The sequence below is a fragment of the Aeromonas sp. S8(2024) genome (assembly GCF_041403085.1).
Lineage (GTDB): Bacteria > Pseudomonadota > Gammaproteobacteria > Enterobacterales > Aeromonadaceae > Aeromonas > Aeromonas dhakensis.
This window is the reverse complement of record NZ_JBGLRF010000003.1, coordinates 545,278-558,476: the sequence shown is the minus strand read 5'-3', so window position 1 is coordinate 558,476 and position 13,199 is coordinate 545,278. Positions and strand designations below refer to the sequence as shown.

Below are 13,199 nucleotides of genomic sequence, written 5' to 3'. Positions count from 1 at the left end.
AGGAGCTCATCGATGACACACGGTTTTACAAGGATGGTTGTGGGCGCGGCGCTGCTGGCGGGGGGCGTGTTCCCCGCGCTGGCACAGGGCAAGATAGTGACCCTGGCGGACGTGACCCGGGGGGAGGCTGCGGCCAGCATCTGGGTCAGCGGTACGGTGGCGAGCCGCCAGCAGGCGGCGCTCAGCGCCGAGGTGAGTGGCCGGGTGGAGTGGATCGCCGAGTTCGGCAGTCGGGTCAGCAAGGGGGATGAGCTGCTGCGCCTCGACAGCGCGGCGCTGCGGCTCTCGCTGGAGCAGGCCCAGGCCGAGCAGGCCAAGTGGGAGAGCAACGTGCGCTTTGCCCGCGCCGAGTTTGGCCGGCTGGCGACTCTGCACCGCCAGAAGAGCGCCTCCCAGAGCCAGTACGACAAGGCGCGCTACGACGTGGAGCAGGCTGAACTGGCCGAGCGGTTGGCGCGGGTGCAGGTGCGCCAGATTGAGGAGCAGCTGCGCAGAAGCCACATCTTCGCGCCGTTCGACGGGGTGGTGAACAACCACTTTATCCAGCCGGGGGAACATGTGGATGCCGGCGAGCAGGCGCTGGAGCTGGTCAACCCCGATCAGCCCGACATCCGCCTGCAGGCCCCCATCGTCTGGGCCGGCCAGCTGGCGCCCCAGACCCGGCTGCGAGTGGAAGGGGATCAGCTCAGTGGCCACGGGGTCTATTACCAGCGGGCGGCCAGCGCCGATCCCAAGTCGCGCCTCATCGAACTGCGCCTCAAACCGGAGGGGGGGCGCTTCATCATCGGCTCGCCGGTGCGGGTGGCGTTGCCACTGGCGGAGCAGCAGACCATGTTGCTGCCGCGCGATGCCCTGGTGCTCAACACCGAGGGGAGCGTGGTCTATCAGGTGGAGCAGCATGGCGAGGAGCTCAAGGTGAACCGGGTGCCGGTGACCGTGCTGTTCGGCGACAGCCGGCAGGTGGCGGTGAGCGGGGCGCTCAAGCAGGGTGACAGGGTGGTGGTGCGCGGCGCCGGCAGCCTGCAGGATGGCGACAAGGTGGAGCTGTTTCGCGGCTGATCCAGCTTGGTTACCATGAAAAACGGCTCCCGCGGGAGCCGTTTTTGTTGCAGGCAGGAGGGGCGATTACTCGACCATCATCACCTTGCAGGTGTTGGTGCTGCCGACGGTTTCCATCTTGTCGCCGTGGGTCAGCAACACCATGTCGCCGCTTTGCAGCAGCCCCTTGGCCTTGAGCACGTCCAGCGCATCGCGGCACACTTCGTAGACCGGCTTGGTCTCATCGCCGTCAAACAGCACAGGGGTGACGCCGCGGTAGAGGTTGGTCCAGGCCAGGGTCTTGTTGTGCGGTGACAGGGCGAAGATCGGCAGGCCGGAGCTGATACGGGACATCAGCAGCGGGGTAGTGCCAGACTCGGTCAGCGCCACGATTGCCTTGACCCCTTCCAGGTGGTTGGCCGCATACATGGTGGACATGGCAACCGCCTCTTCCACCGAGGTGAAGGTGTAGCTCATGCGGTGGTTGGAGACGTTCAGGCTCGGATGCTTCTCGGCGCCCACGCAGACGCTGGCCATGGAGGTAACGGTCTCGATGGGGAACTGGCCGGCGGCGGTCTCGGCGGAGAGCATCACCGCATCGGTCCCGTCCAGCACGGCGTTGGCCACGTCCATCACTTCGGCACGGGTCGGCAGCGGCGCGTTGATCATCGACTCCATCATCTGGGTGGCGGTGATGACCACCCGGTTCAGGCGGCGGGAGTGGCGAATGAGCTTCTTCTGCACGCCGACCAGCTCGGGATCGCCGATTTCGACGCCCAGATCACCACGGGCCACCATGACGGCATCGGAGCCGAGGATGATGTCTTCCATCGCCTCGTCGGTGGCGACGGTTTCGGCGCGCTCGACCTTGGCCACGATCTTGGCGTTGGAGCCGGCTTCGCGGGCCAGCTCGCGGGCGTAGCGCAGGTCATCGCCGCAACGGGGGAAGGAGACGGCCAGGTAGTCCACGTTCATGCGGGCGGCGGTCTTGATGTCTTCCTTGTCCTTCTCGGTCAGGGCCGGGGCGGAGAGGCCGCCACCCTTCTTGTTGATGCCCTTGTTGTTGGAGAGCGGACCGGCCACGGTGACCGTGGTGTGGATGCGGGTGCCTTCGACCTGCTCCACTTTCAGTTGCACGCGGCCGTCGTCCAGCAGCAGGATGTCGCCGGGCACCACGTCATTGGGCAGGCTCTTGTAGTCGATGCCGACCTGCTCCTGGCAGCCTTCACCCTTGCCGAGGGCGGCGTCGAGGATGAACTTGTCACCGATGGCCAGATAGATCTTGCCGTCCTTGAAGGTGGAAACGCGGATCTTGGGGCCCTGCAGGTCGCCCATGATGGCGACGTGACGGCCCAGCTTGGCGGCGATGTCACGCACCTGGTTGGCGCGCAGGATGTGGTCTTCAGCAGTGCCGTGGGAGAAGTTCATCCGCACCATGTCGGCACCGGCACGGATGATCCCCTCGAGGATCCCTTCGCGATCGGTGGCCGGACCGAGTGTGGTTACAATCTTTGTACGTCTTGGCATGAAAGACTCCAGTTTTGAAGTTGATATGACTTGAGATACTGCCCCGTCAAGCGCATGACCCATTGCACCCGCTTGCAAGCCATCTGGGTGGCTTTTGTTACTAAATTACAATACTACACCAAGGAAGGTGGCAGAGACAGCCGGGGGCCGGGGCCCCCGTTGTTCACGAAGAGTGGGGTGTATCAAAGCGGGATTCGCGCAAACCTTCTTTGACTTTCTTCAGGTTTTCGCGAAATTTCATGCCGCGGCGCAGGGTGAAACCGGTCGCCAGCACGTCCACCAGGGCGAGCTGGGCGATGCGCGAAGCCATCGGCATATAGACGTCGGTGTCTTCCGGCACGTCCATGGAGAGCACCAGGTTGCACTCGCGCGCCAGCGGGGAGTCCTTGGCGGTCATGCCGATGACGGTGGCGTCGTTTTCACGGGCCAGTGCGGCAATCTCCACCAGCGCCTTGGTGCGGCCGGTGTGGGAGATGAGCACCACCACGTCCCCTTCGCTGCTGTTGATGCAGCTCATGCGCATCATGACGATGTCGTCGAAGCTCACCACCGGGATGTTGAAGCGGAAAAACTTGTTCTGGGCATCGCGGGCGACGGCGGAGGAGGCCCCAAGGCCGAAGAAGCTGATCTTCTTGGACTGGGTCAGGATGTCGACGCAGCGATTGATGGCCGAGATGTCCAGGCTGTTCTTGGCGGCATCGAGGCAGGCCATGGTGGATTCGAAGATCTTGGCGGTATAGGTATCGGGCCCGTCTTCCGCCTCCACGTGGCGGTTCACATAGGGCGTGCCGTTGGCCAGGCTCTGGGCCAGATGCAGTTTGAAATCGGGAAAGCCCTTGGTATCGAGCCGGCGACAGAAACGGTTGACGGTCGGTTCACTGACGTCAGCCATCTTGGCGAGGGTAGCGATACTGGAGTGGATGGCCGTCTGTGGGGAGGCCAGGATGACCTCGGCGACTTTACGCTCTGATTTACTGAAACTTTCCAAATTATTAGTAATTTTATCAAGGGTATTCATCATCACCACCAGGCGTTTTTGTAATTTAGCTTCAGTGTCTTTGCACTAAATTCATGGCTAAGCAGGTTTCCAATCAACTTGATGACTATACAAGACAAGCTCTTATCGAAACTAATCTCGGCCCTGCAAAGTATGACTCATGTCTAATTATTTCGTTGTTTTGGTTACAAACTTCCAGTCATTCCGTGAAAGCGCTTACAAATGTTGCAAAGCAACAACACTGTGAGCGGGCGCACAGTTGCACCCATCAAACGCGCCGCAAGGGGAGGGGCTCGGGTAGAATTGGCACCAAATAATAAGTGCGGGACGGTAATGGCCGCCCCGACCCCAGTAACGAAGGAGTTGTTTTATGCAGCATACCCATGCGCTGGTCGGCGACGTAGGCGGCACAAATGCCCGGTTGGCCCTGTGCGAGCTGGCAACCGGCACCATTTCCCGGGCCAAGACCTATTCCGGGCTGGCCCATCCCACTCTCGAAGCCGTGGTTCGCCTCTATCTGGATGAGCACAAGGTGCAGGTGGGTGAAGCCTGCATCGCCATCGCCTGCCCCATCAACGGCGACTGGGTCGCCATGACCAACCACAGCTGGGAGTTCTCCATCAGCGAGATGCAGGCCAATCTGGGGCTGACCCGGCTGCAGGTGATCAACGATTTTACCGCCGTCTCCATGGCAGTGCCCGTGCTGGGGGAGAGCGATCGCATCCAGCTGGGTGGCGCGGCCCCCGTGGCCGGCAAGCCCATCGCCATCTACGGGGCCGGCACCGGCCTTGGCGTCGCCCACCTGGTGCAGGCGGGCGAGCAGTGGCTGAGCCTGCCGGGAGAGGGTGGTCACGTGGACTTTGCCGCCAACAGCGAAGAGGAGGATGCGGTGCTGCAGGTGATGCGCGCAGAGCTGGGCCACGTCTCGGCCGAGCGGCTGCTCTCCGGCCCCGGCCTCGTCAACATCTACCGCGGTCTGGTGAAGTCCGATGGCCGCGAGCCGCAGGCGTTCGAACCCAAGGACATCACCGAGCGCGCGCTGGCGGGCGAGTGCTTGGACTGCCGTCGCACCTTGAGCCTGTTCTGCGTGCTGATGGGTCGCTTTGCCGGCAACCTGGCGCTCAACATGGGCACCTTCGGCGGCGTCTACATCGCCGGTGGCATAGTGCCGCGCTTCCAGGAGTTTTTCATCGGCTCGGGTTTTCGGGTGGCCTTCGAAGACAAGGGGCGTTTCAAATCCTATCTCAAGGATATTCCCGTCTTCCTCATCACCCATGAAGGGCCGGGCCTGCTCGGTGCCGGCGCCTATCTGCGCCAGTCGCTGGGCATCAAGTTGTAAGCAACGACAGGGCGGGTGACGCAATGGCCATGGTTCAGCCTTGATTCAGTGACCATGGCGTAGAGTGTCCCTACGTACTCAAGAAGAGAGGGCGCCATAAGGAATTGGGACTTCTCTTCATCCGCTGGGTGCGTTTGTCACCTGACAAGCCTGAACTGTTTCACCGGCCCTTGCGGCCGGTTTTTTTATGCCCGCCGTTTACTGCCAGCCTGTTTTGCTGGCGATGGCGGCAGCCGGGTCTGTGTGAGGTAGCGGGGCCACAATGCAGTGCGCCTGCCGGTTGGCAGGCGCACTGGGTGGGCAGAGATGGCCTCAGGGCAGGTCGAGGGTGAAGCGGGCGCCGCCGAGCGGGGACTCGTCCACCATGATCTGGCCGCCGTAGCTGTGCACGATTTCGGTGACCACCGCCAGCCCGATCCCCTGACCGGGGGAGCTGTCGGCGCGCACCCCGCGCTGGAAGATCTGCTGCGACTTGCCCGGGTCGATGCCGGGGCCGTCGTCCTCGATCTCGATCCGCAGCCGGTCGAGCCGGCGGCTCACCGTCACCTTGATCTCGCTGATGGCGAACTTGAAGGCGTTGTCGAGCAGGTTGCCCATCAGCTCCATCAGATCCCCCTGCTCACCGGCGAAGAAGACGTCGTCGTCGAACTTGAAGCGGGTTTGCAGCTTCTTGTGGCGATAGACCTTGGCGAGGCTGGCCAGCAGCTTCTCGATGAGGGGCACCGGCTCGGTCCCCTTGCTGGCGAGGCGCTTGCGGCCGGTGACGGCGCGGCGCAGCTGGTACTGGATGATCTGATCCATGGTCAGGATCTGCTCATTGATGTTGTCGTGAATGTCGCGCCCCAGCTTGACCTCCTGGGCCGTCATCTGGATCAGCGCCAGCCGGGTTTTCAGACTGTGGGCCAGGTCGTTGAGGGCATGCTGGTAGCGCTGGGTCTGCTGGCGCTCGTTCTCCAGCAGCTGGTTGACCGACTCGGTCAGCGGCGTCAGCTCCCGCTCATAGTCGTTGGAGAGCGCCTCCCGCTTGCCGGCCCGGATCTCGTCGATCTGGCGCGCCATGGTGCGCAGGGAGCCCAGGCTCCAGAAGCTGGTGAGCAGCAGCAGGGCGCCGAGCAGGGCGTAGGCGAGCAGGGCCTGGCGGATGCACTGGTAGAGGTAGTCGCGGGTCTGCAGCAGGTAGCGCTTGGCGGAATCGACCATCACCACGTAATAGGTGGTTGGGCCGTCACCGTGGTTGCGCAAGAAGCGCAGGCTGTAGATGAAGTAGCTCTCGCCGTTCTTGATGGTGAGGCGCTTGAAGAAGTAGTCCTGATCCAGCCCGCCCAAGTACTTCATCAGATCGTCGCAGATGGAGTCCTTGACCTGGATCACCTCCGGCATGTGCAGGCTGGACCAGCTCAGCTGGCCATCGGCCCGGCAGATCAGGGTGTCCAGGTTGGGGTCGATGGCATCCGGAGTGAGCCGGCCCAGATCCGTGCTGGCCTGGGCGTCCGGCATCTTGGAGGAGAACAGCTTGGAGAGGTTCTCCTGCATGCGGGTGCTGGCCTTCTGGGCCTGCTCATCGGTGTGGCCCAGATAGAGGATGTAGACCGAGAAGGACATGATGAGCGCGATGACCAGCATGGCGCTCAGCATCAGCTTGATGTGCAGCGAGCGGCGGATGAAGCGCATGGGGCGCGGCAGACGAAAACCCATCAGCTGCACGACAGGTTGAAGATGTAGCCCTGGCGGCGGATGGTGGAGATGGGCTGGATGAGCCCCTCCGGATCCAGCTTCTTGCGCAGCCGGCTCACCATCACCTCTATGGTGTTGGGGTCTCCCTCGCCATCGCCGTAGAGCTGATCCAGCAGCTGCTGCTTGGAGACCACCTGGCGGGCGTTGCGCATCAGGTATTCGAGGATCAGGTACTCAAAGCTGGTGAGCACCACCGGCGTACCGGCGATGGTCAGCTCTTTGCGGGAGAGATCCAGCTCGTAGTCGCCGGCCTTGACCCTGGGAGAGATGAAACCGGCGCTGCGGCGCACCAGGGCGTTGAGGCGGGCCAGCAGCTCGTCCTTCTGGAACGGCTTGACCAGGTAGTCGTCCGCCCCCGCTTCCAGCCCCTCCACCTTGTCCTGCCAGTTGCCACGCGCGGTCAATACGATGATGGGGAAGGGGATCTGCTGCTCGCGCAGCTGGCGGATGAGCTGCAGACCGTCCATGTCCGGCAGGCCCAGATCGATGATGGCCACGTCGATGGGGTAGTCGGCGGCGTAATGGAGCGCCACCTGGGCGCTCTCGGTGCTGTGCACCTGATTCTGGGCTTCGGTCAGCAGGGTGGTGAGGTGGTGATTGAGCAGCTTGTCGTCTTCGACCAACAAAATTTTCATAAGGTGCGCGATCATGGGGATCCAGGCTGTCAATTAGAGGGCTTATGACGGGGAGAGTCAATCCGGATCCTAACAGCCCCGCCTGTATCGGGACTGAATCAGCCCGCCATTATTCACAACCCAGTCATTAGCCGGTGCGGGCCATGGCCGGGAGTTCGTCATCAGAGGTCTGCTGGCGCCACAGCCTGGCATAGAGCCCCTCGCGAGCCAGCAGTTCATGGTGGCTGCCCGACTCCACTATCTGCCCCGCCTCCATCACCAGGATGCGGTCCGCCTCGCGCAGGGTATTGAGGCGATGGGCGATGCTGATGAGGGTGCGGCCGTGGCGGATCGCCGCCATGTTGGCCATGATGGCCGCTTCCGACTCATAGTCGAGGGCCGAGGTGGCCTCGTCGAGCAGCAGGATCCTGGGGTTGACCAGCAGGGCACGGGCCAGGGCGATGCGCTGGCGCTGCCCGCCCGACAGGCGGGCCCCCTTCTCTCCCACCTGTTGTTCGAAGCCCTGGGGCAGTTCGCGAATGAAGGTGAGGGCGCCGGCCAGCTGCGCCGCCTGCTCCAGCTCGGCCTGAGTGGCATCGGGGCGGCAGATGCGGATGTTGTCGGCGATGGTGCCGGAGAAGAGCACGCTCTCCTGCAGCACCACGCTCATGTTGCGGCGCAGGGAGACGGGATCGGCGATGGCGAGATCCATGTTGTCCACCAGCACCTGACCATGCTGGGGCACATAGAGCCGTTGCAGCAAGCGGGTGAGGGTGCTCTTGCCACAGCCGGACGGACCCGTGATGCCGATAAACTGCCCCGGCTCGATGGCGAAGGAGAGGTTGGCCAGCACCTCGGGGGCATCCGGCTGGTAACGAAAGCGGATGTGGCGAAACTCGATGGCGCCTTGAAGGGCAGGCACGGAGGCGAGCCCGTGGTTGCCATGCTCCGGTGCCTCGTCGAGGATGTCGCCGACCCGGCGCAGGGCGATCAGGGTGTGCTGAAAATCCTGCCACACCTGGGCCAGCCGCAGCACAGGCTGGGTGACGTGACCAGCCAGCATGTTGAAGGCGACCAGTTCTCCCGGGCTCATGCGGCCGTTCAGTACCTCGCCGACCCCAAGCCAGAGCAGCAGGGCGGCGGTGAGCTTTTGTACCAGGTCGATGCCCTGGCCGGCTGCCAGTCCCACCTTCTTGGCCTGAAAGCCACGCCTGAGCTGACGCGCCAGCAGGCGTTGCCACTCCTGGTAGAAGCGGCGTTCGGTGGCCGTGGTCTTGATGGTTTCGATGCCAGTGACCGCCTCGGTCAGGAAGCTGGTGGCATCGGCATCCGCCTGATACTCCGCCTCGACCTTCTTGCGCACCAGGGGGCCTATCAGCAGCCAGAGCAGGAAGTAGATCAGCAGCGAGCCCAGCACGCAGGCGGTCAGGCGCGGGGCATAGTGAAACATGACCCCGACGAACAGCAGAATGAACAGCAGATCCAGCACCAGCATCAGGGTCGAGCCGGTGAGGAATTGGCGGATCTGGGCCATCTCCTTGACCCGGGCGATGATCTGGCCGGTCTGGCGGGTCTTGAAGTAGCCGATGGGCAGTCCGACCAGATGGCGATAGAGCTTGCCGGAGAGCTCGGCATTGACCTGGTTGGCCAGATGGCCGAACACCTGGCCGCGCAGAAAGCCGTAGAGCGGCTCGGCGCAGGCCAGTGCCACCATGGCCAGAGCCAGCACGTGCAGGCTGCCGAGGCTGCGTCCCACCAGCACCTTGTCGATGATGTTCTCGAACAGCAGCGGGCTGGCGAGGGCGATGAGCTGCAGCAGAATGGCGAAGCAGAAGACGTCCCGCAGCTGTTTCTGCTGGCGCAGCACCGCCGGGCTGAACCAGCTCAGCCCGAACTTGACCTCGGCCGGGGTGAGATCCTGCTGGGCCAGCAACAGAAAGTGCCACTGCGCCGCCTCGGCTTGGCTCGGCAGCGGCTGCAGGCTGCTGGTGCCGCTGGCGGGATCAAACAGCTGCCAGCCCGCTGGCGTGATGGCGGTGATGGTGTACCAGCGGCCGTCCCGCTTGAGCAAGGCCGGCAGTGGCAGCGCCGCGAGCGGGCAGCCAGGCCCCTGTGACAGGGCGCTGCGCAGGCCAAGGTGGGCGGCGGCTTCCCGCACCGTTAGGTCGGGTGGTGCCAGATCGCAACCCAGGGCGTGGGCCAGCTGATCGGCATCGGCGGTCAGCATCAGTTGATGGGCCGCGTGGGTGAGGGCGGCGAGGGCGCCATTGGCGACGGGAGCGCGGTCGGCGGCGTGGGTCTGATCCATCTTCATCGCTCCCGCAGCGCCTCGGCCTGATACTCGCGAATGGGGCTCAGCAGGTAGTCGATGACCCGGCGCCGGTCGGTCTTGATCTCCGCCACCACCGACATGCCCGGAGTGAGCCTGACGGGCTGGTTGTCGATCAGCATCTCGCCCTGGCTCAGCTTGACCCTGGCGGCAAAGACCAGCCCCAGCTGCTCATCGGCGGTGGCGTCGCGCGACACGCTCACCAGCTCGCCATCTATGGTGCCGTAGCGGGTGTAGGGGAAGGCATCCACCTTGATGCTCACCGCCTGCCCCTCGTGCACGAAGCCGATGTCCTTGTTGAGGATCTTCACCTCGGCGAGCTGCACCCCTTCGTTGGGTACGATGACCAGCAACTGCTGGGCTGGCTGCACCACGGCGCCCTGGGTGTGAATGGCCAGCTGCTGCACCGTGCCGGCCACGGGGGCGCGGATCACCTCCAGGTGCTCCCGCTCGCGCAGTTTGGCGAGCTCCTGCTCGATGGCTGTGAGCTGCAGCCTGGCCTGCTGGCGCTTCTCGATCCACTCCCGTTGTTTCTGTGCCTTGAAGCCGGCCAGCCGCTCCTGCAGGCTCTGCTGCTGGGATTGCAGCACCTCCAGCTCTGCCCGCTGCTGGGCGAGCTGGCGCTGGGTCTCCAGCAGCTCTTTTTCCTGCTCCAGATACTCCACCCGGGAGATGGCCTGGGACTGGCTCAGGGTCTGACGGGCCTGCAGGCGGGGCCGGATGTTGGCCAGCAGGGTAGTGAGGGAGGCCATGTCGCCTCGCCTGGCGGCCTGGTTGGCCTGGTTGACCCCGAGCTCGGCCTGCAGATTGCTGAGGGTGCTGTGAAATTCGTGCAGCTCGCTCTGGTAGTTCTCTACCAGTGCCTGCTGCTGCTCCGGCGTGAGCCTGGCATAGTCGGGATGCTGGTCGGGTGTCTGCTCCCGGTAAAGCGCCTGGTAGCGGATCAGCGTCTGGTACTGGAAGGCCTGCTGCTGTCGCAAGCGGCTCAGATCCTGGCTGACCCCCAGGGTATTGAGGGTCAGCAGCGGCGCATCAGCGGCCACCACCTGACCGTCTTCCACGTGGATGGTCACCACCCTGGCCTGCTCGTAGGACTGGATCAGCTGGCTGCGGCCAAGCACCAGCAGGCGGCCGCTGGCGGTGGCCTGGATGTCGAGCTCGCCCCAGCAGGCCCACAGCAGGGTCAGCAGCACGCCGGCACTGAGGGTCAGCGCCGTGATGCGGGCAAAGGGAGAGGGGGGCGTCTCGGCCAGCGCCAGGTGGGCCGGCAGAAAGCCGTAGTGGGTATCCGCCTGCCGGGGTGGACGGGGTTGGCGAAAGCGGGCCAGCCAGGTACGCAGATTCATGGGGTCTCCTCGTGCAAGTCCTGCTGCAGTCGCCACAGCCGGGCGTAGTGCTCTCCTCGCGCCAGCAGGCTGGCATGGTCGCCCTGCTCCACTATCTTGCCGCGTTGCAGGACGATGATGCGGTCGCACTGGCGCACGGTGGAGAGACGGTGGGCAATGGTGATGACGGTGCGGCCGCAGGCGATCTGGCGCATGTTGCGCTGGATCAGGGCCTGCGACTCATCGTCGAGGGCGCTGGTGGCCTCGTCGAAGATGAGGATCCTGGGGTCGGCCAGCAGGGTGCGGGCGATGGCGAGGCGCTGGCGCTGGCCGCCGGAGAGCGAGCTGCCCCCCTCCGCCAGCACTGTGTCATAGCCAAGGGGCAGCCGCAGAATGAAGTCGTGGGCGCCGGCCAGGGTGGCGGCCCGGATGATCTGGTCCAGGCTGGCATGGGGCACCGACTGGGCGATGTTGTCCCGTACCGACTTGTTGAACAGGTGGTTCTCCTGCAGCACCACCCCCATCTGCTGGCGCAGGTGGTGGAGGGGGAGCTGGCGGATGGGCTGGCCGTCGATGAAGATCTCGCCCTGCTCGGGTTGATAGAGGCGCAGCAGCAACCTGGCCAGGGTGCTCTTGCCCGAGCCTGAGCCGCCGACCACCCCCAGCGTTTCACCGGGCGCTATGGTCAGGGAGAGATCATCGATGATGAGGGGGGCGTCCGGCTGATAGCGAAAGCGCACCCGCTCCAGTTGAATGGCGCCGGCACTCACCTGACCCGCGCCGTCACGCTGATGCTCGGGGGGCAGGTTGAGCATGTCACCCAATTTGTCTACCGCGATCCGGGTCTGGATGAACTGGCCCCACAGCTCCACCAGCCGTGACAGGGGCTGGGCCACGTGGCCGGCCATCATGTTGAAGGCGATGAACTGGCCTATGGTGAGCTGCAGGCTGATCACCTCGCTCGCACCGAGCCAGAGCACGCCGGCGCTCACCAGTTTTTGCAGCCACATGACGCCGTGCTGGGAGGCGTTGTTGAGCTGCTGCACCCGGTAACCGGCGGTCACCATCTGGCTGGTCTGCTCATCCCAGCGCCGCACGAAGCGCGGCTCCAGCGCCAGGCTCTTGAGGGTCTCGGCGCCGGCGACCGTCTCGTTCAAGAAGGCGGTGTTGGCGGCGGCGTGGCCGAACTGCTGTTCGACCGCTTGCTGCATGCGCGGCGTGATCCACCAGGCGATCAGCACATAGGCGGGGATGGAGAGCAGGATCACCAGGGTCAGCATGCCGGAGAGGCTGGCCATGACCGCCAGGAAGACGAACATGAACAGCACGTCCACCGTCAGGGTAAACATGGTGCCGGTCAGGAACTCGCGGATGGTGTTGAGCTCCTGCACCCGGGTCACGATGGCGCCCACCTGGCGGCTCTTGAAATAGAGCAGGGGCAGGGCAAACAGGTGCTGCACCATGCGCAGGCCGAGCTGGATGTCGATCCGGTTGGCGGTGTGGGCGTACTGATATTCCCGCAACCCGCGCAGGCAGACCTCCACCAGGGCGGTGATCAGCAGCCCGAACACCAGCACGTCCAGCGTCGACCAGGCCTGATGCACCAGCACCTTGTCCATGACGACCTGAAAAAAGAGCGGGGAGATCAGCGCCAGGAGCTGCAAGACCAGTGAAAAGAGCAGTATCTCCCCCAGCAGCCGTTTTTGCTGCAGGAAGGCGGGAATGAACCAGCGGATGTCAAAGCGGCTCTGTTGCCTGCGCACTTGATAGACACGCCCGTTCCAGCGAGCCAGCAATTCCTGCTGGTCGATGACCTGCGGGTTGCCGACGGCGGGATCCAGGATCAGGGCCTGCTCCCCCTGGCGCTGGGCCAGCACGAAGGGGGCACCGCTGTCACTGAGCAGCACCAGGGGGAGCGTCTGTTTGGCGAGTTTGCGGGGAGCAATGTGACGTTGGCGGATCCGGCTGTCGGTCTGCTGCTGCAGCCTATCGATAATAATATCAAAGGGTTCGTCTGGCGTGATATCTATATCTTTAGGGGGACAGCCCAATAATCCGGTAATAATCTTCAAGCATGCCAAAACAGACTCGTCATGCGCAGTCATAATATACCCCGTTGCCGCGTTTAAACCCCTCCTGTTTATATGGGGCAAGGTGACCTGTTGCAGGCAGGGCGCGCATACTAACGAGCCGATAATTCCCTGTCAAATTTTATATACACTGACAAACTCCATAATAAATTATTGAGTCCATATATCCTGACGTGTTCCCAGAAGGTGTGCCTCTATTAACCTTA

The 13,199-nt window shown here is 63.7% G+C and carries 9 protein-coding genes; 2 read left to right on the top strand and 7 right to left on the bottom strand.

What is annotated here, in order from left to right:
- Window positions 1–12 precede the first annotated feature (12 nt).
- A complete protein-coding gene (locus ACB031_RS11385) occupies window positions 13–1,059 on the top strand; it encodes an efflux RND transporter periplasmic adaptor subunit (protein ID WP_043170898.1) in 1,047 nt (348 codons plus the stop codon).
- A 66-nt stretch (window positions 1,060–1,125) separates the two neighbouring features.
- Here the strand turns inward: ACB031_RS11385 and pyk are convergent, their stop codons facing one another.
- Entirely contained in the window at window positions 1,126–2,565 is a 1,440-nt protein-coding gene (pyk, locus tag ACB031_RS11380) for a pyruvate kinase (protein WP_005298729.1), read from the bottom strand.
- A 163-nt stretch (window positions 2,566–2,728) separates the two neighbouring features.
- Window positions 2,729–3,586 carry a MurR/RpiR family transcriptional regulator gene (locus tag ACB031_RS11375; RefSeq protein ID WP_039215309.1) on the bottom strand — a complete coding sequence of 286 codons (858 nt, stop codon included), beginning with the start codon at window positions 3,584–3,586 and terminating at the stop codon, window positions 2,729–2,731.
- Between the two features lie 346 nt (window positions 3,587–3,932).
- On the opposite strand from ACB031_RS11375, the gene glk reads away from it, so the two are divergent.
- Window positions 3,933–4,901 (top strand): glucokinase, encoded by a 969-nt coding sequence (glk, locus tag ACB031_RS11370; protein WP_017788578.1) that lies wholly within the window; start codon window positions 3,933–3,935, stop codon window positions 4,899–4,901.
- Window positions 4,902–5,213: 312 nt separating this feature from the next.
- Here the strand turns inward: glk and ACB031_RS11365 are convergent, their stop codons facing one another.
- The 5 genes from ACB031_RS11365 to ACB031_RS11345 all read right to left on the bottom strand — a co-directional run bounded on the left by ACB031_RS11365 (window position 5,214) and on the right by ACB031_RS11345 (window position 13,008).
- The gene (locus ACB031_RS11365; protein WP_005298736.1) at window positions 5,214–6,596 is read right to left on the bottom strand and encodes an ATP-binding protein; all 1,383 of its coding nucleotides are present in this window, start codon (window positions 6,594–6,596) and stop codon (window positions 5,214–5,216) included.
- Window positions 6,596–7,270: a response regulator transcription factor gene (locus tag ACB031_RS11360; protein ID WP_010634645.1), complete on the bottom strand. Its 675-nt coding sequence runs from the start codon at window positions 7,268–7,270 to the stop codon at window positions 6,596–6,598. The genes ACB031_RS11365 and ACB031_RS11360 overlap by 1 nt, the downstream gene beginning before the upstream one ends.
- Window positions 7,271–7,397: 127 nt before the next feature.
- Window positions 7,398–9,557, bottom strand: coding sequence for a type I secretion system permease/ATPase (locus tag ACB031_RS11355; RefSeq protein WP_371139564.1), 2,160 nt, complete (start codon window positions 9,555–9,557; stop codon window positions 7,398–7,400).
- 2 nt (window positions 9,558–9,559) lie between these two features.
- A complete protein-coding gene (locus tag ACB031_RS11350) occupies window positions 9,560–10,924 on the bottom strand; it encodes an HlyD family type I secretion periplasmic adaptor subunit (protein WP_065018234.1) in 1,365 nt (454 codons plus the stop codon).
- Window positions 10,921–13,008, bottom strand: a complete 2,088-nt coding sequence (locus ACB031_RS11345) for a peptidase domain-containing ABC transporter (protein ID WP_268026812.1) — start codon at window positions 13,006–13,008, stop codon at window positions 10,921–10,923. The genes ACB031_RS11350 and ACB031_RS11345 overlap by 4 nt, the downstream gene beginning before the upstream one ends.
- Window positions 13,009–13,199 lie beyond the last annotated feature (191 nt).

What these genes read in the sequence shown, in the direction of transcription:
- ACB031_RS11385 (WP_043170898.1), top strand. Translation starts at nt 13, where the DNA reads ATGACACACGGTTTTACAAGGATGGTTGTGGGCGCGGCGCTGCTGGCG.
- pyk (WP_005298729.1), bottom strand. Translation starts at nt 2,565, where the DNA reads ATGCCAAGACGTACAAAGATTGTAACCACACTCGGTCCGGCCACCGAT.
- ACB031_RS11375 (WP_039215309.1), bottom strand. Translation starts at nt 3,586, where the DNA reads ATGATGAATACCCTTGATAAAATTACTAATAATTTGGAAAGTTTCAGT.
- glk (WP_017788578.1), top strand. Translation starts at nt 3,933, where the DNA reads ATGCAGCATACCCATGCGCTGGTCGGCGACGTAGGCGGCACAAATGCC.
- ACB031_RS11365 (WP_005298736.1), bottom strand. Translation starts at nt 6,596, where the DNA reads ATGGGTTTTCGTCTGCCGCGCCCCATGCGCTTCATCCGCCGCTCGCTG.
- ACB031_RS11360 (WP_010634645.1), bottom strand. Translation starts at nt 7,270, where the DNA reads ATGAAAATTTTGTTGGTCGAAGACGACAAGCTGCTCAATCACCACCTC.
- ACB031_RS11355 (WP_371139564.1), bottom strand. Translation starts at nt 9,557, where the DNA reads ATGGATCAGACCCACGCCGCCGACCGCGCTCCCGTCGCCAATGGCGCC.
- ACB031_RS11350 (WP_065018234.1), bottom strand. Translation starts at nt 10,924, where the DNA reads ATGAATCTGCGTACCTGGCTGGCCCGCTTTCGCCAACCCCGTCCACCC.
- ACB031_RS11345 (WP_268026812.1), bottom strand. Translation starts at nt 13,008, where the DNA reads ATGACTGCGCATGACGAGTCTGTTTTGGCATGCTTGAAGATTATTACC.